This window comes from Haemophilus sp. HN_Hi16 (assembly GCF_049823435.1).
Classification (GTDB): Bacteria; Pseudomonadota; Gammaproteobacteria; order Enterobacterales; family Pasteurellaceae; genus Haemophilus; species Haemophilus influenzae_D.
In genome coordinates, this window is record NZ_CP187500.1 from 556,084 (window position 1) to 577,668 (window position 21,585).

Sequence of the window (21,585 nt, forward strand, 5' to 3'; positions counted from 1 at the left end):
TTTACCCGAGTCTCGTTATAAACAATTTCAAACGAAAAGTGCGGTAAATTCTACCGCACTTTTAAAAATGATTTCATCAATGATTACGCATAATACATCTCAAACTCAACTGGATGTGGTGCCATATTTAAACGTTCCACTTCTTTACGTTTGATACCGATAAACGCATCAATAAAATCTTTAGCAAATACGCCACCTTGTGTTAAAAATTCATAGTCTTTTTCTAATGAATTCAATGCTTCTTCTAACGAGCTTGCCACTGCTGGAATATCTTTTAATTCTTCTGGAGGAAGATCATAAAGGTTTTTATCCATTGCATCGCCTGGGTGGATTTTGTTTACTACACCATCAAGACCAGCCATCAATAATGCAGCAAATGCTAAATATGGGTTTGCTAAAGGATCTGGGAAACGCGCTTCTATGCGAATCGCTTTTGGATTGGTTACAGCAGGGATACGAATTGAGGCAGAACGATTACTTGCAGAATAAGCCAACAATACAGGTGCTTCATAACCCGGCACTAAACGTTTATATGAATTAGTACTTGAATTAGTGAACGCATTTAAGGCTTTAGCGTGCTTAATGATACCGCCGATGTAGTAAAGTGCGGTTTCAGAAAGACCTGCATATTTATCGCCTTGGAAAATGTTTTTACCGTCTTTACTTAACGACATATTACAGTGCATACCCGAACCATTATCTCCAGTAATTGGTTTTGGCATAAAACATGCTGTTTTGCCATGCTCCAATGCCACATTTTGCACCACATATTTATAGATTTGGGTTTCATCCGCTTTTAAAGTCAGTGTATTGAACTTAGTCGCAATTTCATTCTGCCCTGCAGTCGCCACTTCATGATGATGGGCTTCGATGACTAATCCCATTTCTTCTAAAATCAAGCACATTTCAGAACGAATATCGTGCGCACTATCAATTGGTGCAACGGCACAATATCCGCCTTTTTTCAATGGACGATAAGCATTATTACTTTCTTCATATTTTTTATTCGTGTTCCAAGCAGCTTCTATATCATCAATAGAAAAAGACGCTTTGTTCATTGATACATTAAAACGCACATCATCAAATAAGAAGAATTCAGGCTCTGGGCCGAAAAAAGCTTGATCCGCAATGCCAGTTGAACGCATATAATTTTCTGCACGAATTGCAATAGAGCGCGGATCGCGATCATAGCTTTGCATTGTCGTTGGTTCATAAACACTACAACGAATAGAAAGCGTTGGAATTTGCGCGAATGGATCGACAACTGCGGTTTCAGCCATTGGCATAAGCAACATATCGGCTTTATTAATGGTTTTCCATCCTTCTACAGAGGAACCATCAAACATCTTGCCGTCTTCAAACATATCTTCATCAACAAGGCTAACTGGGATAGAAACACCATGTTCTTTACCTTTAATGTCAGTAAAACGAAGCAATACAAACCTAATATCATTCTCTTCGATCAATTTAAACACGGAAGCAATGGCATCTGACATAGTAGATCCTCTTTCTATATAAAAAATTAAGTAAGCATTATAGTCTAATCAAATCTGACTTTCATTAGATTTGTTGTGGCGTTATAGTAAAAAGCACGGAAAGCCTGTATAATAGCTGCTATTAAAAATAAGTTGTATTTTATTCAATGAACGGTACAATATGCCCAATCAATCAATCAATCAATCAATCAATCAATCAATCAATCAATCAATCAATCAATCAATCAATCAATCAATCAATCAATCAATCAATCAATCAATCAATCAATCAATCAATCAAAGTCTGTCATTATTGCAGGTAATGGAACAAGTTTAAAATCAATTGACTATAGTTTATTACCTAAAGATTATGATGTTTTCCGTTGCAATCAATTTTATTTTGAAGATCATTATTTTCTTGGTAAGAAAATAAAAAAGGTATTTTTTAATTTTTCTGTAATTTTTGAACAATACTATACGTTTCTGCAATTAATTAAAAATAATGAATATGAATATGCTGATATTATTTTGTCATCTTTTCTGAATTTAGGGGATTCAGAATTAAAGATAATCCAGCGTTTAGAAAAATTATTACCACAAATTGATCTTGGTCATAACTATTTAAAAAAACTACGAGCTTTTGATGCTCATTTACAATATCACGAACTATATGAGAATAAGAGGATTACATCAGGCGTCTATATGTGTGCAGTGGCAACTGCTATGGGTTATAAAGATCTTTATTTGACAGGCATTGATTTTTATCAAGAAAAAGGGAATCCTTACGCATTTCATCATCAAAAAGAAAATATTATTAAATTATTACCTTCTTTTTCACAAAATAAAAGTCAAAATGATATCCATTCTATGGAATATGATTTAAATGCACTTTATTTCTTACAAAAACATTATGGTGTAAATATTTACTGTATTTCGCCAGAAAGTCCTCTATGTAATTATTTTCCTTTATCACCACTGAATAACCCATTTACTTTTATTCCTGAAGAAAAGAAAAATTACACGCAAGATATTTTAATTCCGCCGAAGTTTGTATATAAAAAAATTGGTATATATTCCAAACCAAGAATTTACCAAAATCTGGTTTTTCGGTTGATCTGGGATATATTACGTTTACCTAATGATATAAAAAAAGCTTTGAAAGCAAAGAAAATGAGACTACGCAAATAAACCTGAGGTATAATGCCTCGTTTTCTTCAACATAAGACAACAACCTATATTAGGATTAGGTGCAGTAAATTGCACCTTTTTTATAAAATCATATACCGTGCAAAATTGCACCTTACTCGAAGCATTAGATAATGAAAAACGAAATTGATATTAAAAAACTCCGTAACATCGCAATTATTGCGCACGTAGACCATGGTAAAACCACTCTTGTAGATAAACTTCTGCAACAATCTGGTACTTTTGAATCTGCACGTGGTGATGTAGATGAACGCGTTATGGACTCAAATGATCTTGAAAAAGAACGTGGCATTACAATTCTTGCAAAAAATACCGCGATTAACTGGAATGACTACCGTATTAACATCGTGGATACTCCAGGACACGCCGACTTCGGTGGCGAAGTTGAACGTGTGCTTTCTATGGTAGATTCTGTTCTATTAGTTGTTGATGCGTTTGATGGCCCAATGCCACAAACGCGTTTCGTGACTCAAAAAGCATTTGCTCACGGATTAAAACCAATCGTGGTCATCAATAAAGTTGATCGCCCTGGTGCGCGTCCTGACTGGGTTGTAGATCAAGTATTCGACTTATTTGTCAATCTTGGTGCAAGCGATGAACAGTTAGACTTCCCAATTATCTATGCTTCAGCATTAAATGGTGTTGCAGGTCTTGAACACGAAGATTTAGCGGAAGATATGACGCCATTATTTGAAGCCATTGTGAAATATGTAGAACCGCCCAAAGTAGAACTTGATGCGCCATTCCAAATGCAAATTTCACAATTAGACTACAACAACTATGTAGGCGTTATCGGCATTGGTCGTATTAAGCGTGGTTCAATTAAACCAAATCAACCTGTTACTATCATCAATAGTGAAGGAAAAACTCGTCAAGGTCGTATCGGTCAAGTACTTGGTCATCTTGGTTTACAACGTTATGAAGAAGACGTTGCTTATGCAGGCGATATTGTTGCGATCACGGGTTTAGGAGAATTAAATATTTCAGATACGATTTGTGATATTAACGCAGTTGAAGCACTGCCATCATTAACTGTTGATGAACCAACAGTAACCATGTTCTTCTGTGTAAACACCTCTCCATTTGCAGGGCAAGAAGGAAAATATGTCACATCACGTCAAATTCTTGAACGTTTAAATAAAGAATTGGTTCACAACGTGGCATTACGCGTAGAAGAAACCCCAAACCCAGATGAATTCCGTGTTTCTGGTCGTGGGGAATTACATCTTTCTGTATTAATTGAAAATATGCGTCGTGAAGGTTATGAACTTGCCGTTTCTCGTCCTAAAGTAATCTATCGTGATATTGACGGTAAAAAACAAGAGCCATACGAACAAGTAACTATCGATGTGGAAGAACAGCATCAAGGTTCAGTGATGGAAGCATTGGGTATCCGTAAAGGTGAAGTTCGAGACATGTTGCCTGACGGTAAAGGCCGCGTTCGCTTAGAATATATCATTCCTAGCCGCGGATTAATTGGTTTCCGTGGCGATTTTATGACCATGACTTCTGGCACAGGCTTACTTTACTCAAGCTTTAGCCACTATGATGAAATCAAAGGTGGAGATATTGGCCAACGTAAAAATGGTGTATTAATCTCAAACGCAACAGGTAAAGCACTGGGTTACGCATTATTTGGCTTACAAGAACGTGGTAAGTTAATGATTGATGCAAACGTGGAAGTTTATGAAGGGCAAATTATCGGTATTCATAGTCGTTCAAACGACTTAACTGTAAACTGCTTACAAGGTAAAAAACTGACCAATATGCGTGCGTCAGGTAAAGACGATGCGATTGTGCTGACTACACCTGTAAAATTCAGTCTTGAACAAGCCATTGAATTTATCGATGACGATGAATTAGTGGAAGTGACACCTGAATCGATTCGTATCCGTAAAAAACTTTTAACGGAAAACGATCGTAAACGGGCAAATCGTACAACGACAAGTACTAGCACGCATTAATAAACAACTTTAGCACGAAAATTTGTAAAAAAATTAACCGCACTTTGGGGATACAACTAAAGTGCGGTTATTTTTATGCTCAATTTACTAAGGCGAAAGTCTTTCTCTAATCCAATTATCGCTTTCTTTACGATAACGAATGCGATCATGTAAACGGCTTGGTCGCCCTTGCCAAAATTCCACGGTTTCTGGCACGACTAAATAGCCGCCCCAATAATCTGGTCGAGGCACGTTTAACGGATGTTTAGCAACAACCAATGCGGCTTTTGCTAGTAAAGATTTATAATTAGAAATCACCGCACTTTGTTCACTTGCCCAAGCACCTATACGACTGGTGTAAGGTCGGGTAGCAAAATATTTATCGGATTGTTCTGCTGAAATTTTAACCGCCTTACCTTCAATCCGCACTTGGCGTTCCAATTCAGGCCAAAAGAAAGTCAGCGCGACATAAGGATTACTCTCAATACAGCTGCCTTTTCGGCTAAGATAATTGGTAAAAAAGACAAAACCTTGTTCAGTGACTTCTTTTAGCAAAACCATTCGGCTATTTGGGCGACCTTGTTCATCAACAGTCGCAATATTCATTGCGGTAGGCTCATTAACTTGCGCATGAATTGCCTCTTTCTGCCACTGTTCAAATTGCGAAATTGGATTTTCATAGCAATCATTTTGTGAAAGCACGCGTTTAGTATATTCATCACGAATATTGTGTAATTCCATTTTCTCTCCTTTCAAATTTGATGAAAAATGCAAGTAGAATAAAGACCCTAAAAGCATTCGTCAATTACCATAAAATATAAAACGCAAATGTAATCAACTCTTGCAATTATTAGAAATATGCGTATCATCTAGCCCCCTATATTCAACCTCGGGTTCCCTAACCCCGATTTATTTAAACTAAAAAGGTACAACATGAAATTAAACTCTCCGATCTTTAATGATCAACAAAAACGTCGTGCAATCATCTGGCTCAGCTTTTTCCACATATTCATCATTGCCGCAAGCAATTACTTTGTTCAAATCCCTTTTGAAATCACGCTAAAATTGACCGCACTTGGTGCAGCAAACGATTTTTCCTTCCACAGCACTTGGGGAACGCTCACATTCCCATTTATCTTTTTAGCTACCGATTTAACTGTACGTATTTTCGGTGCGGAAGATGCGAGAAAAATCATCTTCGTGGTGATGTTTCCTGCACTTATTGTAAGTTACGTCATATCGGTTTTATTCTCTGAAAGCAAATTCCAAGGTTTTGAATCATTAACGCATTTTGATCTGTTTGTATTCCGTATTGCTATTGCGAGCTTTGCCGCTTACGTGGTAGGACAATTACTGGATGTGATCGTATTTAACCGCTTACGCCAGTTAAAAACTTGGTGGGTGGCGCCAACTAGCTCAATGACATTTGGCTCAATGGCGGATACGTTTGTTTTCTTCAGTGTAGCCTTCTATCAAAGTGCCGATCCGTTCATGGCTGAACACTGGGTACAACTCGGCTTTGTAGATTACCTGTTTAAGCTATTTGTCGGCATTATATTATTCGTACCAGCCTATGGCGTAGTATTAAATGTTATTTTACGAAAACTACAAATGCTCGTAACAGAACGCGTTCCTGCATAAACTAAATTTCTGGCGCATATAAAACAATTAACCCCGCTCTTTTGAGTGGGATTAATTGTTTTTGAAATACTGCAAATAAAAATTAAATTAATTTAACAGGTACTTTTACGACTAATTTTTTTATTTTTTCTGTTTTTCCATTCACTACACAGCAAGGTTTATGCGGTTCGTAAGGATAGAATACAGCGAACATTTTTGGTTTCATTGTAACGGTGAATTTATCATCAATATCTGCACAAAGTTGATAATCATCCGCTTCGTTATAAGATTCATATTTAGACAAATCAGGATAATTAGCGCCAACTTCTATATTTTCCATACCGCGGATTAACACCTGAACATCTAAGTATTCATGATGTAACTCTGCTTTTTTACTGCTTGGTTCTGCTGTTTCTGGTTCCATTACGTTCATATAAATTTGATCGTTAATATCATGGCGACCATTTTCTAACGCATTCAAATCTAACGTATTCAAATAATCACATACTTCAGCAATCGCTTTTGGTAAACCAACTTTAAAATTTGGGCTGGTTAAGCTGCTAATAATCATAGAATTTTCCTTATAGTGGATAAAAGTTATCCTATGATACCAAGTCGGTTAAATGAAATAAAGTTACCAATCACACAAAAACCTCTGTATAATGCTTAGGCTTTATTTTCTACATTAGCGTGCGGCTATCAAAAGAAATTTTTAAACGCTCAAAGTGCGGTCATTTTTTCGAGAGATTTCTTTTGCTAGTCGCAATCTGGAAAATAAGGCATTGTTTTTAATATAAATTTTAAGGAAAACATTGTGAATCCAATTGTTAAACAATTTAAATACGGTCAGCATACCGTTACTCTAGAAACCGGTGCGATTGCACGTCAAGCAACGGCTGCGGTTATGGCAAGCATGGACGATACCACGGTATTCGTGACTGTTGTTGCTAAAAAAGATGTGAAAGAAGGTCAAGACTTCTTCCCATTAACCGTAAACTACCAAGAGCGTACTTATGCGGCGGGTAAAATCCCGGGTGGTTTCTTCAAGCGTGAAGGTCGTCCATCTGAAGGCGAAACTTTAATTGCACGTTTAATCGACCGTCCAATTCGTCCATTATTCCCTGAAGGTTTCTTCAACGAAATTCAAGTTGTAGCAACCGTGGTTTCTGTAAACCCACAAATCAGCCCTGACTTAGTGGCAATGATTGGTGCTTCTGCAGCATTAACCTTATCTGGTGTGCCTTTCAACGGCCCTATCGGTGCAGCACGTGTTGGTTTCATCGACAACCAATTCGTATTAAACCCAACTATGGCAGAACAAAAACAAAGCCGTTTGGACTTAGTGGTTGCAGGTACTGACAAAGCCGTATTAATGGTTGAATCTGAAGCAGACGTTTTAACTGAAGAACAAATGTTAGCAGCGGTAGTATTCGGTCATCAACAACAACAAGTTGTGATTGAAGCAATCAAAGAATTTGCAAAAGAAGCTGGCAAACCACGTTGGGATTGGGTTGCACCACAACCAAACACAGATTTAATCAACAAAGTAAAAGCGATTGCTGAAGCACGTTTAGGCGATGCATACCGCATTACTGAAAAACAATTACGTTACGAACAAATCGATGCGATTAAAGCTGATGTAATTGCACAAATCACAGCTGAAGATGAAGAGATCAGCGAAGGTAAAATCGTGGATATTTTTACCGCACTTGAAAGCCAAATCGTGCGTGGGCGTATCATTGCAGGCGAACCACGTATTGATGGTCGTACCGTTGATACTGTTCGTGCATTAGATATTTGCACTGGTGTATTACCACGTACTCACGGTTCTGCGATTTTTACTCGTGGCGAAACGCAAGCATTAGCTGTTGCAACCTTAGGTACCGAACGTGATGCACAAATCATTGATGAATTAACCGGTGAACGTCAAGATCACTTCTTATTCCATTATAATTTCCCTCCATATTCTGTAGGTGAAACAGGTATGATCGGCTCACCAAAACGTCGTGAGATCGGTCACGGTCGTTTAGCAAAGCGTGGTGTAGCAGCGGTTATGCCAAGCCTTGCAGAATTCCCGTATGTTGTGCGTGTAGTATCTGAAATCACTGAATCTAACGGTTCTTCTTCTATGGCATCTGTATGTGGTGCATCTTTAGCATTAATGGATGCAGGTGTTCCAATCAAAGCTGCTGTTGCAGGTATCGCAATGGGCTTAGTGAAAGAAGAAGAGAAATTCGTGGTGCTTTCAGATATCTTAGGTGATGAAGACCACCTAGGTGATATGGACTTTAAAGTGGCTGGTACACGCGAAGGTGTAACAGCACTTCAAATGGACATCAAAATTGAAGGTATCACCCCTGAAATTATGCAAATTGCATTAAACCAAGCGAAAAGTGCACGTATGCACATTCTTGGTGTCATGGAACAAGCAATTCCTGCTCCACGTGCTGATATTTCTGACTACGCACCGCGCATCTATACAATGAAAATCGATCCTAAGAAAATCAAAGATGTGATTGGTAAAGGTGGTGCAACAATCCGTTCACTAACTGAAGAAACTGGTACATCAATTGATATTGATGACGATGGTACAGTGAAAATTGCCGCAGTAGATAGCAATGCAGCGAAAAACGTAATGGGACGTATTGAGGAAATCGTTGCAGAAGTTGAAGCTGGCGCAATTTACAAAGGTAAAGTCACTCGTCTTGCTGATTTTGGTGCATTCGTCGCAATCGTTGGAAATAAAGAAGGTTTAGTTCATATTTCTCAAATTGCTGAAGAGCGCGTAGAAAAAGTTAGCGATTACCTTCAAGTGGGGCAAGAAGTAAACGTAAAAGTTGTTGAAATCGATCGTCAAGGTCGTATTCGTTTAACAATGAAAGACTTGGCTCCAAAACAAGAAACTGAAATTAACCAAGAAGATCCTGTCGAAGAACAGGAATAATCTTGGAATATAGAATCAAAACTTGGTAGCACTCGCTGCCAAGTTTTGTTGTTTTCCAACTTTTAGGCATAAAGAAAGCAAATGCGGTGTTTTCGCTTATCTCGCCATTTTATAGTCTATTTATTTAGCTTATGTGCGATCTTACTCCTTACTGGCTGTGTTCAGTCTAGGGGCGGTTTTGTGTCTAAAAATCATGTCGTGTTGGCTGAACAAAACCCGAATACTCACTTTGAACAAGAAGTGATGATCGTGCGATTAAGCCAAGTACTACTGGTTGGAAAAATGAGTAATGAAGAACGTGCATCGCTACATTTTGAACGTGGCGTACTCTATGATTCTCTTGGATTATGGGGACTTGCTCGTTATGATCTTACTCAAGCCCTTGCATTACAGCCGAAAATGGCATCTGTGTATAATTACTTAGGGCTTTATTTATTGCTTGAAGAAGATTACGACGGCGCATTGGATGCTTTCAATACGGTGTTTGAATTAGATTCAGGTTATGACTATACCCACCTTAATCGTGGTTTAAATTTTTATTATGTAGGGCGCTACCATCTTGCTCAGCAAGATTTCTTACAGTTCTACCAAGCCGATAAAAAAGATCCCTATCGTGTCTTATGGCTATATTTGAACGAACAAAAATTAAAACCACAAGAAGCCCAAACAAACCTTGTTGAACGAGCAAAAGGGCTATCAGAGGACTTCTGGGGTACACACATCGTTCAATATTACTTAGGGCACATCTCTGTAGAAGAATTACAACAACGTGCAAGTGAATTTGCCGAAAATTCACAACAATATGCTGAAATTCTCACAGAAACCTATTTTTATCTAGCAAAACAAAAACTCAATGTAGGGCTAGTAGATGAAGCAGCAGCTTTATTTAAACTAGCTATGGCAAATCAGGTTTATAACTTTGTTGAGTATCGTTTTGCCGCGTTTGAACTCATGAAATTAAAACCGGTTCAAACAGAAGACGAAAAAGAAGAGAAAAGTGCGGTGGCAAAAGCGATTGTTTTCTAAAAATCAATCCAAAACTTACCGCTCTTTGCAGTAGAACGAATAGAAAAATTCATTCGCTCTGCTCAACTTAATAAACCGAAAGCCCGTTGAGCTTTCCTTATTTATATTCGAGTATTTTAATGACTGACAAAATTACTTTTAATGACTTAGGCTTACCTGAGTTCATCTTAAAAGCTGTTTCTGACTTAGGTTTTGAAACACCTTCTCCAATTCAACAATCTTGTATCCCACATTTGCTCAGTGGCAATGATGTGCTAGGTATGGCACAAACGGGTAGTGGTAAAACCGCTGCCTTTGCACTGCCTTTACTCGCGCAAATCGATCCAAGTGAAAAACATCCACAAATGTTAGTGATGGCACCTACACGCGAACTTGCTATTCAAGTTGCCGATGCGTGCGAACTATTTGTTAAATATGCACAGGGTACTCGCATTGTTACCTTATATGGTGGCCAACGTTATGACATCCAACTTCGTGCATTAAAACAAGGCGCACAAGTGGTTGTGGGTACACCAGGTCGTATTCTTGACCATATTCGTCGCGGAACATTAAATCTTTCTGAACTTCGTTTTATCGTATTAGATGAAGCCGATGAAATGCTACGCATGGGTTTCATTGATGATGTAGAAACCGTCATGGCAGAATTACCAGAAAATCATCAAACTGCGTTATTCTCTGCAACAATGCCTGAACCGATCCGTCGTATTACGAAACGTTTTATGAATGATCCACAAGAAGTGAAGATCAAAGTGAATAACGAAAATGCCCCAGATATCGACCAAAGTTGTTGGTATGTACACGGCGTGCGTAAAAACGAAGCCCTTCTTCGTTTCTTAGAAGTGGAAGATTTTGATGCAGCGATTATTTTTGCTCGCACTAAAACTGGCACGTTAGACATTACAGAACTACTTGAAAAAAATGGTTTCCGTTCTGCCGCACTTAATGGTGATATGACACAACAATTACGCGAACAAACCCTCGATCGCTTACGTAACGGCAGTTTAGATATTGTTGTGGCAACCGATGTGGCTGCACGCGGTATTGATATTGAACGTATCAGCCTTGTGGTGAACTACGACATTCCGCTTGATGCAGAATCTTATGTACACCGAATTGGGCGTACTGGTCGTGCAGGTCGTTCTGGCCGTGCTTTATTATTTGTTGAACCTCGCGAGCGTCGTTTACTTCGTAATATTGAACACCTAATGAAAAAAGGTATCAATGAAGTAGAATTGCCAAATCATCTTGTGTTACAAGAATGCCGCCGCAAAAAATTTGTCGCCAAAATTACGAAACAACTCGAGCATCACGATTTAGAGCAATATCGTAGTTTATTAGAAGACTTATTCACAGCCGATCAGGATCAAGAAAATATTGCTGCAGCAATGTTGATGCTGCTTCAAGGCAAACAAAAACTCATTCTTCCACCTGATCCACCAATGGAAAAACGTCGTCGTGAACGTAATGATCGCGGTGATCGCCGTGAAAATCCACGTTCAGCTGAACGTCGTGGCGAACGTAAAGGCTATGGAAATCCACAACCAATGGATTTATATCGTATCGAAGTCGGTCGTGCAGATGGTGTAGAAGTCCGCCATATCGTTGGTGCGATTGCTAACGAAGGCGATATTAACAGCCGTTATATTGGTCATATCAAACTTTATGATGATTACACTACCGTTGAATTGCCACAAGGTATGCCGAAAGAATTATTGCAACAATTCGGAAAAACACGAGTATTGAATAAACAAATGCAAATGTCTTTCTTAGGTGCAGTAAAATCCGATAATTCCCGTGGCAGCGATGATTTTAACGGTAAACGTAAAGGTCGTGGTGGCGATTTCCGTGGAGAGCGCGGACGTGAACGCGGCAATGATAATCGTGGAAATCGTAAATTTAATGAAAAAAGTAACCGCACTTTTAGCGATAAACCACGCCGTGATCGTAGATCATCATTCTAAAAATAAATCGTCTGATATTTTAGATACACTTAGCCCCTTGAACCTCAAGGGGGCTTTTTATTGTCTATAGTGAAAGTTTTGGCTACAATCCCATAACTTTTTTATATAGGAAAAATCATTGAAAGGTCTTTTTTTACGTATTATTACTGCTCTAGCGTTATTATTTTGGGCTATTGATATGGTGTTCCCATGGCAATTTTTACGTCATACTGAAGAAAATCATTATACTGCAATTCAAGCTAGGGGATCACTTTATGTAGGAACAATAAATAACCAGATTTCTTATTTTATTAATAAAGATAGCGAACGAGGCTTTGAATATGAATTAGCCAAAGCATTTGCCGATACTTTAGGCGTAGAACTCGAAATGAAAATTTTCGATAATCAAGAGCAGTTATTTGATGAACTTAATAAACACAATATTGATTTAGCTGCCGCCCACCTTTTATACCATCCTAAAAATGCGGAACGTTTCCAAATAGGTCCTGCATATCATTCTGCTTCATGGCAATTAGCTTATCGAAAAAATGAAAATCGTCCTAAAAATTTAGGTAACGTAAAGAAAGATATTTATATCTCAAATAATTTAGCATTAGAAGAAACGCTAAAAGAATTACAAAAACAATATCCACAATTAATTTGGAAAATAAATCAAGCACTTACTCAAGAAGAACTATTACTACAACTGGCTGAAGGCAAAATTCCTTACGTTATTGCAAATTCTATTGATATTGCTGCAATTCAACAAATCAAACCAGAATTAGCCATTGCCTTTGATATTACTGATGAAGCAAACGTTCACTGGTATTTACCCAATAGCCCCTACCGCGATCTACAAACGGCTTTACTCAATTTTATGAATAATGCCGAAGAAACGGGACTTTTAGATAATTTAAAAGAAAAATATTTAGGACATATTTCACAATTTGATTACGTGGATATGCGCTCTTATATGAACGCAATTGAAAATACCCTGCCACAATTCTCACCGCTCTTTGAAAAATACAAAGGTGAATTAGATTGGCGACTACTCGCAGCAGTGGCTTATCAAGAATCTCATTGGAATCCTGACGCAACATCGCCAACTGGAGTACGTGGCATAATGATGCTCACCAAAAATACCGCACAACATATGAAAATCAGCGATAGAACAGATCCTGAACAAAGTATTAAAGCTGGTTCAGAATATTTACACTGGTTGATTAGTCAGCTTCCTGAAAGCATTGAAAAGGAAGAAAGAATTTGGTTTGCCTTAGTTGCCTATAACATAGGACTCGGTCACTTAATTGATGCACGCCGTTTAACTCAAAATCTTGGAGGAAATCCAGATAATTGGCTCGATGTGAAAAAAAATCTGCCTTTATTAGCAGAAAAACGCTATTATTCCCAACTGAAATACGGCTATGCGCGAGGCTATGAAGCCCATCAATATGTAGAAAATATTCGCCGCTATATGAATAGCATAGTGAATTATCATCGAGTCCAAGAAAATCAAACAACGAATGATAATGCCAACAACGAAAGTGCGGTTAAAAATTTAGAAGAAATAAAAGAAAATAAGGATTAATAAAATGTTAAAACGTAAAACTTTTCTTAAAAAGAAAGCTAATTTACAACAAAGTTCTTTATCACGTAATCTACGTTTAAGACGTTTAAAACACCGCAAACAACAACAATTTTCGAGACATTCATTACAATTTGTCGTACAAGAAATTTGTTGCTAAGTAATCCATTTTTCTTATCAAAATAAAGAAAAAATAACCGCACTTTTTTATGTAATTTATATCATTAAAGTGCGATCTTTGTTTTACAATAATCGTAAAATATAGTGTGAAATTTTATAGATTAATCAATATTTTATTCTGATTTTATCCCTAAGTTTCCAATTTTCACACCGACTAGACCAATCGAGACGGGATCAAAATAACCCCCTAAAAATTTGAACAATTCATTTAACTCTGTAAAAGAACGCTGAATTTTTATTTGATCCTCCACTTTACGCACAAATTCATAGCGTATGTTATTTTCTTCAAAATAAGCTGTTAGAGTTAAATAAATCGTTTCAAAGAAATGGCTTTTTGCCCCCTCCTCTCCGGGATCACTAATACGCACATTCCACGTATTATTAAGTAGAATTTGAGGCTGTTTTGACATATTTTACTCCTTATTATTTTAACCTAAGAAAAACCCGATTATAAAGTCTCTGTAATCAAAAAATTTATAATCGGGCTTTTCAAACATTTTCCCTGGGTGTTTCGCCTTACGTTGGTAACTGCCTTTCCCTTTACGTTTTTTCTCAACACGCTGACGAAATAATTTATCGCCTAGCAATGCCATCACTGCATTATTTTTTATCACGCCTCGAGTGTGCAAATAAACGGTTTCATTTTCAACCGCACTTTTTTGTTTCTTTCTCATAAATTTTCCTTAAAAAAGCCGCGGAAGGATTTCCACGGCTGGTGTATTATACATGCAAACGTTTAAATTACAAAATCTCAAGTACAGTTTCTGGCGGACGCCCGATTTTAGCTTTATCGCCATTAATAACAATTGGGCGTTCAATAAGTGCTGAATGTTCACTCATGGTTTTTAATAATTCAGCTTGAGAGAGCTCTAAATTATCTAAATTTAAGCTTTTATATAAATCATCTTTCGTTCGCATCATTTGACGAACATCATCAATGCCTAATTTTTTGGCAATGCTTTGTAATTCATTAACGGAATATTGCTTTTGTAAATACAGTTCAATTATTGGCTGAACACCTTGATTTTCTAATAATGCTAGCGTTTCACGGCTTTTTGAGCAATGTGGGTTGTGATAAATAATAACAGACATAGGATTTCCTTTTAGTAGCTATAAACACTGTAAATTTTAACTTATAATGGCGAAAAATACTTATAGGAAAAGAAATTATGCTAGAAATGTTAAAAAGCTGGTACTCGCGCCGTTTAAGTGATCCGCAAGCGATGGGACTATTAGCAATATTATTATTTGGCTTTATCTCCATTTATTTTTTTGGAGATTTAATCGCACCTTTGTTAATTGCTCTAGTACTATCCTATTTACTAGAAATGCCAATCAATTTTTTAAATCAATATTTAAAATGCCCAAGAATGTTAGCGACAATTCTTATTTTCGGTAGTTTTATTGGTCTAGCAGCAATTTTCTTTTTGGTATTGGTGCCAATGTTATGGAATCAAACTATTTCCTTATTAAGTGATTTGCCCGCTATGTTTAATAAATCTAATGAATGGCTACTCAATTTACCCGAAAATTATCCTGAACTTATTGATTATTCAATGGTTGATTCTATTTTCAATTCTGTACGAGAAAAAATCCTTGGTTTTGGTGAATCAGCTGTAAAACTTTCTTTAGCCTCCATCATGAACTTGGTTTCTTTAGGAATTTATGCCTTTTTAGTACCATTAATGATGTTTTTTATGTTGAAGGATAAATCAGAACTTTTACAAGGCGTGAGCCGTTTCTTACCGAAAAATAGAAACTTAGCCTTCAAAGTATGGAAAGAAATGCAACAGCAAATTTCTAATTACATTCACGGAAAATTATTAGAAATACTGATTGTTACTTTAATCACTTATATTATTTTCTTAATTTTCGGGCTAAATTATTCGCTCTTATTGGCTTTTGCGGTGGGCCTTTCAGTTCTCGTCCCTTATATTGGCGCAGTTATTGTCACTATTCCTGTTGCATTGGTTGCTTTATTCCAGTTTGGAATCAGCCCAACATTTTGGTACATCATTATTGCTTTTGCTGTAAGCCAACTTTTAGATGGAAATCTCCTTGTGCCTTATTTATTTTCTGAAGCCGTGAATTTACATCCATTAATTATTATCATTTCAGTATTAATTTTTGGCGGTTTATGGGGATTTTGGGGCGTATTTTTTGCCATTCCTTTAGCCACTTTAGTAAAAGCCGTAATAAATGCCTTACCTCAAGATTAAATAATTTTTGAATTTTAAGTACTCTTAGAGGTTTTTATATAAATAAAAAATAGTTAATCGTAAATTTTCGATTAACTATTTTTTTAATTTATTCTAAACGTAAATTAACTAAGGTAATTCATCAATTCCTTTATCTACTTTAGGTGGGATCATATGCTCACGACGTAAACCAACATCGTATGCAATGGCGATGGCAACAAAAATTGAAGAATAAGTACCAAATCCAATACCTACAAGTAACGCCAAAGAGAAGTTATGAATTGATGGACCGCCAAAGAAGAACAATGCGATCACAACAACTAATGTGGTAACCGAAGTAATGATAGTTCTTGATAAAGTTTGCGTTAAAGAAATATCAATAATATCAATCGTATCTAATCGTCTAATTTTTCGGAAATTTTCACGAACTCTGTCAAATACCACAATACTATCGTTAATAGAGTAACCCACCACAGATAAAATCGCGGCGACAAAAGTGAGATCAATTTCAATTTGTAATGCAGAGAATACCCCTAGCGTAATAATTACGTCGTGCGCAAGAGAAGCTATACCACCAAAACCTAAACGCCATTCAAAACGTGACCCCACATAAATAAGCACCATTGCTAATGTCGCTAAAGTTGCATATACCGCACCTTGTGCTAATTCTTCGCCAACGTTTGGGCCAACAAATTCAATACTGCGAATTTGAATGTCTTTATCTACATTCTGTAGCATATTTTTGACGTGTTCACCAATGGTAGAATCATTATTACTTGCAGGTAAACGAATCATTACATCTTGAACCGATCCTGTGGTTTGAACAACTGGGCTTTCAATTCCATTTTCGTGAAGTTTATTACGGATTTGTTCAAGATTAGCGGATTGCGAGAAGTGGGTATCAAATACCACTCCACCAGTAAAATCTAAGCCCCAGTTAAATCCTTTGGTAATAATAAAAAATAGAGAAATTACCATTAAAAGTGCGGATAATATATAACCCAATTTACGCACTTTCATAAATTCAGTCAATGGGAACGGGAGCTTGATCCCATTGATTTCACGGATAAAATGTCCGCCTTTATCTTTTGTAAAAAGTTTCATCATTTCCCACCTAAATTAATAATTTTTTAAGTTGTTTACCGCCGTAAAGGGCATTAACTAATGCGCGAGTACCTGTAATCGCGGTAAACATAGAAATCGCAACACCAAGTGAAAGCGTAATCGCAAAACCTTGAATTGGGCCTGTTCCTACCGCGTATAGAATAATTGCGGTTAAGATTGTGGTTAAGTTTGCGTCAAAAATAGAAGTAAATGCGCCGTTATAACCTTCATTAATCGCTTGCTGAATTGAACGACCATTACGAATTTCTTCTTTAATACGTTCAAAAATTAATACGTTCGCATCTACTGACATACCTAAAGTTAAAACGATACCCGCAATACCTGGCATTGAAAGCGTCGCTCCGGGTAAAATAGACATTAATCCCATAAGTAATACGATATTAATAACAAGTGCAAAACTTGCAATCACACCAAACATTTTGTAGTAAAACAACATAAAAGCAATAACCGCAACTAATCCCCAAAGGCTCGCATTAATCCCTTGTTCTACATTTTGCGCACCTAATGATGGGCCAATTGTTCGTTCTTCAACAATTTGAATTGGTGCAATTAATGCGCCAGATTTCAACAAGGTAGAAAGATTATGCGCTTCGGCAATACTATCAACACCAGTAATTTGGAAATTAGAACCAAAACGCCCTTGAATTGTTGCAACATTAATGACTTCTTCATGCTTTTCTAAAATGGTTTTGCCATTTTCATCTTTTTTACCGTTATCTTTATATTCAACATAAAGCGTTGCCATTGGTTTTTTGTAATATTTTTTAGTGGTCTGAGACATAATCTCGCCACCTTCGCTATCCAAGGTTACACTTACTTGCGGCGTACTTGAATGCTGATCTAAACCAGAGCTTGAATTAATAATATGCTCCCCACCTAATACGGCACGTTTAAATAATGCTACAGGATGACCTTGGCGATCATATTTAACTTCCGAATCAGCTGGTAACATATTACGAGAAATAGCATCGGCTGTAACATTTTGATTTACGATACGAAACTCAAGTGTTGCCGTTGCCCCTAAAATTTCTTTTGCACGTGCAGTGTCTTGAACACCTGGTAATTCAATCACAATACGCTCCGCACCTTGACGTTGAATTACTGCTTCTACAACCCCTAATTCAGCAACACGTTTACGTAAAATCGTTAAATTTTGCTCAATGGCTAAGTCGCGTGCTTCATTTAATGCTGCAGTAGATAGCCCTAAATTAATACTATCAGCATCAGGCTCAGTAATGTCTAATGTTGGATGCAATTGGCGAATAATTCGCTCAGCTTTAGCACGCTGGCTTACATTAGCTAAGGTTATCAACGTACCAAAATGCTCAGTATTTTTAATAGCAGTATATTGAATTTTTTCTTTACGAAGTTCGCCACGCAAACTGTCTTGTAACTGCTCTTGGCGTTTTACAAGTGCTGCATTCATATCCACTTCCATCAAAAAACGAACCCCACCGCGTAAATCCAATCCCCATTTCATTGGGTTAGCACCAAACATACTTAACCAAGCTGGAGTCGCAGGAGCAAGATTTAATGCAGTGGTGTAATTATTGCCAAGACGTTCAGCAATTTTATCTTTAGCAAGAAGTTGATCATCGGTATTAGTAAAACGAGCTAGAATTGAGCCATTCTCAAGCACGATAGATTTGGTTGGAAGATTATTGGTTTTAAGCACATCTTGAACTTGTCCAAGCACGCTAGTATTCGCTTCTTGACCGCGTGTACCGGAAATTTGCACCGCAGGATCTTCACCATAAATATTTGGAAGAGAATATAAAATCCCGATGGCCACAATAAAAATAACCATCAAATTCTTCCATAATGGATAACGGTTTAACATAGTTTTCCTTTTCTTTTCTAACGCACAGAGCCACAATGCGTGGCTCTGGAAAATAATTTAACGTTACTCTTAAAGTGATTTTAATGAACCTTTAGGAAGAACGCTCACAATGTAGTTACGATTAATCGTAATTTCTGTCGTGTCGTTTAACGCAATCACGATGCTATCGCTACCTTCGGTTACTTTAGTAATTTTGCCGATTAAACCACCAGCAGTTAAAACTTCAGTACCTTTTGCAAGCTCAGACATCAATTTTTTATGTTCTTTATTGCGTTTAGCTTGCGGGCGATAAATCATAAAGTAGAAAATTAAACCGAAGATCACGAAAATAAATAGCGTGGACATTGGGCTTTGTGCTTCCATTGTGTTTTCCTTATTAATTTAAGTTAAAAATTTTGCGTAAAATACCATAAATTGCTTCATTGGGAAAGGCGAACCATCCTCAATATTCACTGTTATATAAAATGACTGAAAATATTGATTGTTTATCGTTCATTTCTTGAACATCATTGAACTTATCAATGAAATATATACTGTGGAAAAATGATGATTGACAATATTATTTAATGGAGAATGATTTTGATCAAAATTTAGGCTCAAATTAATCTGACAGATATTTTAACTTAAAAAGATCTGTCAGATTGAGTTTGAGCTTCTATAAAGAATATTTCTATTTCACTGATAAAAAACGCTTAATTACCATTCATAACCATAAGCAGCACCAAGCATAACATCTTTCTTACCAGACATATTAGATGCACCGCTGAGTTTGATAATGTGTTTACCATTATCCGTCACGTGGGAGTATCCAACAGCTAAGGCTTGTTCGCCGCGATAATGTGTAGCCGCCGTGCCGATGGAAGATTTACCATTAGTCGAGGTTGCGGCAATAGCCCCATCGCACCAGCAATGGCTGCACCACGACGACCTCGACGATCAATTTCATCAACTTTTGTCGCTTTTGAACCTAAACCTATCGCAGTTGCATCACTATCACTTGCTTCAGAATTTACACCTATAGCGGTAGATAGATTGCCTGTAGCTTTCGCATTATATCCCACTGCAGTACCCACATAACCTGCTTGTGCGTTGTTCCCAATAGCTGTACCACCAGCACCATTTGTGCCAAATTTTTGTTCTAATTGGTAATTCGATTAATCAATGTGTTGTATTCTTCTTGTGTGAGAGTAACATTATCCTCCCACGCAGGCACACTTAAAACAGAAAAAAGAGAAAGGAAAATAAGAGAAATTTTCGCACTAAAGTGCGGTTGATTTTTGCTGTGTTTTGCTAAATTATGGCTGGCAGATTGTACATCATAAGTTAATTCCTTTTTGTTATATTTGTTTAAAAAATTTCATTGTTTCTTATAAAAAAGAAGTCGTGAATTCTACTTAAACGCTCAACAAAAAGCTATAAAATGAAGACTTATCTAAAATACCACTTCGCTAACAACACACCCGCATTCACCGCAATGTTTAGGCCTGATTTAATTGGGCTTGCGAGCGTTAAACGCACTTGCGTGTCTTCTGGCGTCGCCAAACTTTCCGTAAAACTTTCACTTAGCACAAAAACCACTTTATTTTTTAACCGCACTTTATCCAACGGTTCGCCTTGTTTATTGTGCGATACGTGAATAATTTGATAGCCTGATTCACGCAATTGCATCAAAGCCGAATCAATATAATCTGTTTCTAGCACACGAATGTATTCCGCGCCACCTTCTGCTACACGCATTGAGGCTGCTGAATACAGATTTTCCACATTATCGGCAACAATATTTTTCACGCCAAAATAAGCACAAGTACGCAATACGCCACCAATATTTTGTGCATTATTCACATTGTCCAATAGCACTAAACAATCCTCGTTACGAGGAATATCCAAATATCCTTGCAACGTAAAAGCACGCGGTTTCTTCACCAATAAGCAAATGCCACCGTGATGTTCTGTTCCGCTCACGCGAGCTAATTCTTCGCTATCTACAATATGATAAGCCTTTTTGTTTTCAGCTAAATAACTCAATACTTCGCCAATTTTGTGTGACATTTGTACGGTTGCCCACAATCGAACAATACTTTGAGCGCGTTCAGCAAATAAAGCTAAACAGGCATTTTCACCGTAAACTTTCATTTCTTCTGCACGGTTTTTCTTAATTTTTTCAGGTGCTCGAGGAGAAAGTGCACCCGTTTTCTTTTCTTTTGTTTTATAAACCGTACCCGTACTTTTTATCGTCACTTGAACCTTAGGTTTTTCTACATTTTTATTTGATGGCGCACGAGATAAAGAAAGTTGCGTAATTTTAGTTTCTTTCACTTCTTGTTTATCACGAGAAAAACGAGATTTTTCGTTTCTCTTTCCATTAAATTTATCATTAAAGTGCGGTCGATTTTGGCTTGGTTTTTCTCGATACTTTTCCCCCTCTGAGCGTTCTTGAAAGGTTTTGCCTGCGGATTGAAAAGACGGTTTGCGTTTGTCGTTCATAGGGTTTTCCTGAATTAAA

General features: G+C 37.2%; 22 protein-coding genes. 10 read left to right on the plus strand and 12 right to left on the minus strand.

The genetic code is table 11. The annotated features are described in order from the left end of the window. Positions 1-83: 83 nt before the first annotated feature. Entirely contained in the window at positions 84-1,496 is a 1,413-nt protein-coding gene (gene glnA, locus ACPT9C_RS02785) for a type I glutamate--ammonia ligase (protein ID WP_005666098.1), read from the minus strand. A gap of 160 nt (positions 1,497-1,656) precedes the next feature. On the opposite strand from glnA, the gene ACPT9C_RS02790 reads away from it, so the two are divergent. The 3 genes from ACPT9C_RS02790 (at position 1,657) to typA (ending at position 4,645) form a co-directional block, all read left to right on the plus strand. After that, positions 1,657-1,812, plus strand: coding sequence for a hypothetical protein (locus ACPT9C_RS02790; RefSeq protein WP_227990535.1), 156 nt, complete (start codon positions 1,657-1,659; stop codon positions 1,810-1,812). After that, positions 1,740-2,663 (plus strand): alpha-2,3-sialyltransferase, encoded by a 924-nt coding sequence (locus tag ACPT9C_RS02795; RefSeq protein ID WP_080452593.1) that lies wholly within the window; start codon positions 1,740-1,742, stop codon positions 2,661-2,663. Before ACPT9C_RS02790 ends, ACPT9C_RS02795 begins: the two co-directional genes overlap by 73 nt. Before the next feature lie 131 nt (positions 2,664-2,794). Then, complete coding sequence (gene typA, locus ACPT9C_RS02800) at positions 2,795-4,645, plus strand: translational GTPase TypA (RefSeq protein WP_005666104.1); 1,851 nt, start codon at positions 2,795-2,797, stop codon at positions 4,643-4,645. 87 nt (positions 4,646-4,732) lie between these two features. Here typA and pdxH read toward each other — a convergent pair whose 3' ends face one another. Then, positions 4,733-5,365, minus strand: coding sequence for a pyridoxamine 5'-phosphate oxidase (gene pdxH / locus ACPT9C_RS02805; RefSeq protein ID WP_005666106.1), 633 nt, complete (start codon positions 5,363-5,365; stop codon positions 4,733-4,735). A gap of 192 nt (positions 5,366-5,557) precedes the next feature. On the opposite strand from pdxH, the gene ACPT9C_RS02810 reads away from it, so the two are divergent. Beyond that, positions 5,558-6,265, plus strand: coding sequence for a 7-cyano-7-deazaguanine/7-aminomethyl-7-deazaguanine transporter (locus tag ACPT9C_RS02810; RefSeq protein ID WP_050948856.1), 708 nt, complete (start codon positions 5,558-5,560; stop codon positions 6,263-6,265). Positions 6,266-6,347: 82 nt separating this feature from the next. Here ACPT9C_RS02810 and nanQ read toward each other — a convergent pair whose 3' ends face one another. Then, entirely contained in the window at positions 6,348-6,815 is a 468-nt protein-coding gene (nanQ, locus tag ACPT9C_RS02815) for an N-acetylneuraminate anomerase (RefSeq protein ID WP_021034404.1), read from the minus strand. A 243-nt stretch (positions 6,816-7,058) separates the two neighbouring features. Between nanQ and pnp the strand changes: the two genes are divergently transcribed. The 5 genes from pnp (at position 7,059) to ACPT9C_RS02840 (ending at position 13,899) form a co-directional block, all read left to right on the plus strand. Continuing rightward, positions 7,059-9,188 carry a polyribonucleotide nucleotidyltransferase gene (gene pnp, locus ACPT9C_RS02820; RefSeq protein ID WP_005668813.1) on the plus strand — a complete coding sequence of 710 codons (2,130 nt, stop codon included), beginning with the start codon at positions 7,059-7,061 and terminating at the stop codon, positions 9,186-9,188. 81 nt (positions 9,189-9,269) lie between these two features. Then, positions 9,270-10,214, plus strand: coding sequence for a lipoprotein NlpI (nlpI, locus tag ACPT9C_RS02825; protein WP_110437650.1), 945 nt, complete (start codon positions 9,270-9,272; stop codon positions 10,212-10,214). A 119-nt stretch (positions 10,215-10,333) separates the two neighbouring features. After that, entirely contained in the window at positions 10,334-12,175 is a 1,842-nt protein-coding gene (locus tag ACPT9C_RS02830; protein ID WP_110437651.1) for a DEAD/DEAH box helicase, read from the plus strand. Between the two features lie 118 nt (positions 12,176-12,293). Further along, on the plus strand, positions 12,294-13,742 hold the full coding sequence (gene mltF, locus ACPT9C_RS02835; protein ID WP_050838799.1) for a membrane-bound lytic murein transglycosylase MltF: 1,449 nt from the start codon (positions 12,294-12,296) through the stop codon (positions 13,740-13,742). A gap of 4 nt (positions 13,743-13,746) precedes the next feature. Then, entirely contained in the window at positions 13,747-13,899 is a 153-nt protein-coding gene (locus ACPT9C_RS02840; protein ID WP_005648810.1) for a hypothetical protein, read from the plus strand. Between the two features lie 133 nt (positions 13,900-14,032). Here ACPT9C_RS02840 and ACPT9C_RS02845 read toward each other — a convergent pair whose 3' ends face one another. The 3 genes from ACPT9C_RS02845 to arsC all read right to left on the minus strand — a co-directional run bounded on the left by ACPT9C_RS02845 (position 14,033) and on the right by arsC (position 15,011). Beyond that, positions 14,033-14,329, minus strand: a complete 297-nt coding sequence (locus ACPT9C_RS02845; RefSeq protein WP_005664102.1) for a DUF5377 family protein — start codon at positions 14,327-14,329, stop codon at positions 14,033-14,035. An 18-nt stretch (positions 14,330-14,347) separates the two neighbouring features. Next, positions 14,348-14,593: an alternative ribosome-rescue factor A gene (locus ACPT9C_RS02850; RefSeq protein ID WP_118879884.1), complete on the minus strand. Its 246-nt coding sequence runs from the start codon at positions 14,591-14,593 to the stop codon at positions 14,348-14,350. Positions 14,594-14,660: 67 nt separating this feature from the next. Then, positions 14,661-15,011 carry an arsenate reductase (glutaredoxin) gene (gene arsC / locus ACPT9C_RS02855; RefSeq protein WP_118879883.1) on the minus strand — a complete coding sequence of 117 codons (351 nt, stop codon included), beginning with the start codon at positions 15,009-15,011 and terminating at the stop codon, positions 14,661-14,663. A gap of 77 nt (positions 15,012-15,088) precedes the next feature. On the opposite strand from arsC, the gene ACPT9C_RS02860 reads away from it, so the two are divergent. Next, the gene (locus tag ACPT9C_RS02860; RefSeq protein ID WP_050848128.1) at positions 15,089-16,138 is read left to right on the plus strand and encodes an AI-2E family transporter; all 1,050 of its coding nucleotides are present in this window, start codon (positions 15,089-15,091) and stop codon (positions 16,136-16,138) included. A gap of 108 nt (positions 16,139-16,246) precedes the next feature. On the opposite strand, the gene secF is transcribed toward ACPT9C_RS02860, so the two are convergent. From secF to ACPT9C_RS02890, 6 genes are all read right to left on the minus strand, one after another. Then, entirely contained in the window at positions 16,247-17,221 is a 975-nt protein-coding gene (secF, locus tag ACPT9C_RS02865) for a protein translocase subunit SecF (RefSeq protein WP_050848127.1), read from the minus strand. A gap of 10 nt (positions 17,222-17,231) precedes the next feature. Further along, on the minus strand, positions 17,232-19,082 hold the full coding sequence (gene secD / locus ACPT9C_RS02870) for a protein translocase subunit SecD (protein ID WP_050948862.1): 1,851 nt from the start codon (positions 19,080-19,082) through the stop codon (positions 17,232-17,234). 69 nt (positions 19,083-19,151) lie between these two features. Continuing rightward, positions 19,152-19,445 carry a preprotein translocase subunit YajC gene (gene yajC, locus ACPT9C_RS02875; protein ID WP_005645638.1) on the minus strand — a complete coding sequence of 98 codons (294 nt, stop codon included), beginning with the start codon at positions 19,443-19,445 and terminating at the stop codon, positions 19,152-19,154. A gap of 333 nt (positions 19,446-19,778) precedes the next feature. Next, on the minus strand, positions 19,779-19,973 hold the full coding sequence (locus tag ACPT9C_RS02880; RefSeq protein WP_080358474.1) for a YadA C-terminal domain-containing protein: 195 nt from the start codon (positions 19,971-19,973) through the stop codon (positions 19,779-19,781). Next, positions 19,898-20,155 carry a hypothetical protein gene (locus ACPT9C_RS02885; protein ID WP_050848125.1) on the minus strand — a complete coding sequence of 86 codons (258 nt, stop codon included), beginning with the start codon at positions 20,153-20,155 and terminating at the stop codon, positions 19,898-19,900. The genes ACPT9C_RS02880 and ACPT9C_RS02885 overlap by 76 nt, the downstream gene beginning before the upstream one ends. A 355-nt stretch (positions 20,156-20,510) precedes the next feature. After that, positions 20,511-21,566, minus strand: coding sequence for a tRNA/rRNA methyltransferase (locus ACPT9C_RS02890; protein WP_050948863.1), 1,056 nt, complete (start codon positions 21,564-21,566; stop codon positions 20,511-20,513). Positions 21,567-21,585 lie beyond the last annotated feature (19 nt).

Bases quoted from the DNA above. Each gene is read 5' to 3' on its own strand.
- glnA (WP_005666098.1), bottom strand. From the start codon at position 1,496: ATGTCAGATGCCATTGCTTCCGTGTTTAAATTGATCGAAGAGAATGAT.
- ACPT9C_RS02790 (WP_227990535.1), top strand. From the start codon at position 1,657: ATGCCCAATCAATCAATCAATCAATCAATCAATCAATCAATCAATCAA.
- typA (WP_005666104.1), top strand. From the start codon at position 2,795: ATGAAAAACGAAATTGATATTAAAAAACTCCGTAACATCGCAATTATT.
- pdxH (WP_005666106.1), bottom strand. From the start codon at position 5,365: ATGGAATTACACAATATTCGTGATGAATATACTAAACGCGTGCTTTCA.
- ACPT9C_RS02810 (WP_050948856.1), top strand. From the start codon at position 5,558: ATGAAATTAAACTCTCCGATCTTTAATGATCAACAAAAACGTCGTGCA.
- nanQ (WP_021034404.1), bottom strand. From the start codon at position 6,815: ATGATTATTAGCAGCTTAACCAGCCCAAATTTTAAAGTTGGTTTACCA.
- nlpI (WP_110437650.1), top strand. From the start codon at position 9,270: ATGCGGTGTTTTCGCTTATCTCGCCATTTTATAGTCTATTTATTTAGC.
- ACPT9C_RS02830 (WP_110437651.1), top strand. From the start codon at position 10,334: ATGACTGACAAAATTACTTTTAATGACTTAGGCTTACCTGAGTTCATC.
- ACPT9C_RS02840 (WP_005648810.1), top strand. From the start codon at position 13,747: ATGTTAAAACGTAAAACTTTTCTTAAAAAGAAAGCTAATTTACAACAA.
- ACPT9C_RS02845 (WP_005664102.1), bottom strand. From the start codon at position 14,329: ATGTCAAAACAGCCTCAAATTCTACTTAATAATACGTGGAATGTGCGT.
- ACPT9C_RS02850 (WP_118879884.1), bottom strand. From the start codon at position 14,593: ATGAGAAAGAAACAAAAAAGTGCGGTTGAAAATGAAACCGTTTATTTG.
- arsC (WP_118879883.1), bottom strand. From the start codon at position 15,011: ATGTCTGTTATTATTTATCACAACCCACATTGCTCAAAAAGCCGTGAA.
- ACPT9C_RS02860 (WP_050848128.1), top strand. From the start codon at position 15,089: ATGCTAGAAATGTTAAAAAGCTGGTACTCGCGCCGTTTAAGTGATCCG.
- secF (WP_050848127.1), bottom strand. From the start codon at position 17,221: ATGAAACTTTTTACAAAAGATAAAGGCGGACATTTTATCCGTGAAATC.
- secD (WP_050948862.1), bottom strand. From the start codon at position 19,082: ATGTTAAACCGTTATCCATTATGGAAGAATTTGATGGTTATTTTTATT.
- yajC (WP_005645638.1), bottom strand. From the start codon at position 19,445: ATGGAAGCACAAAGCCCAATGTCCACGCTATTTATTTTCGTGATCTTC.
- ACPT9C_RS02890 (WP_050948863.1), bottom strand. From the start codon at position 21,566: ATGAACGACAAACGCAAACCGTCTTTTCAATCCGCAGGCAAAACCTTT.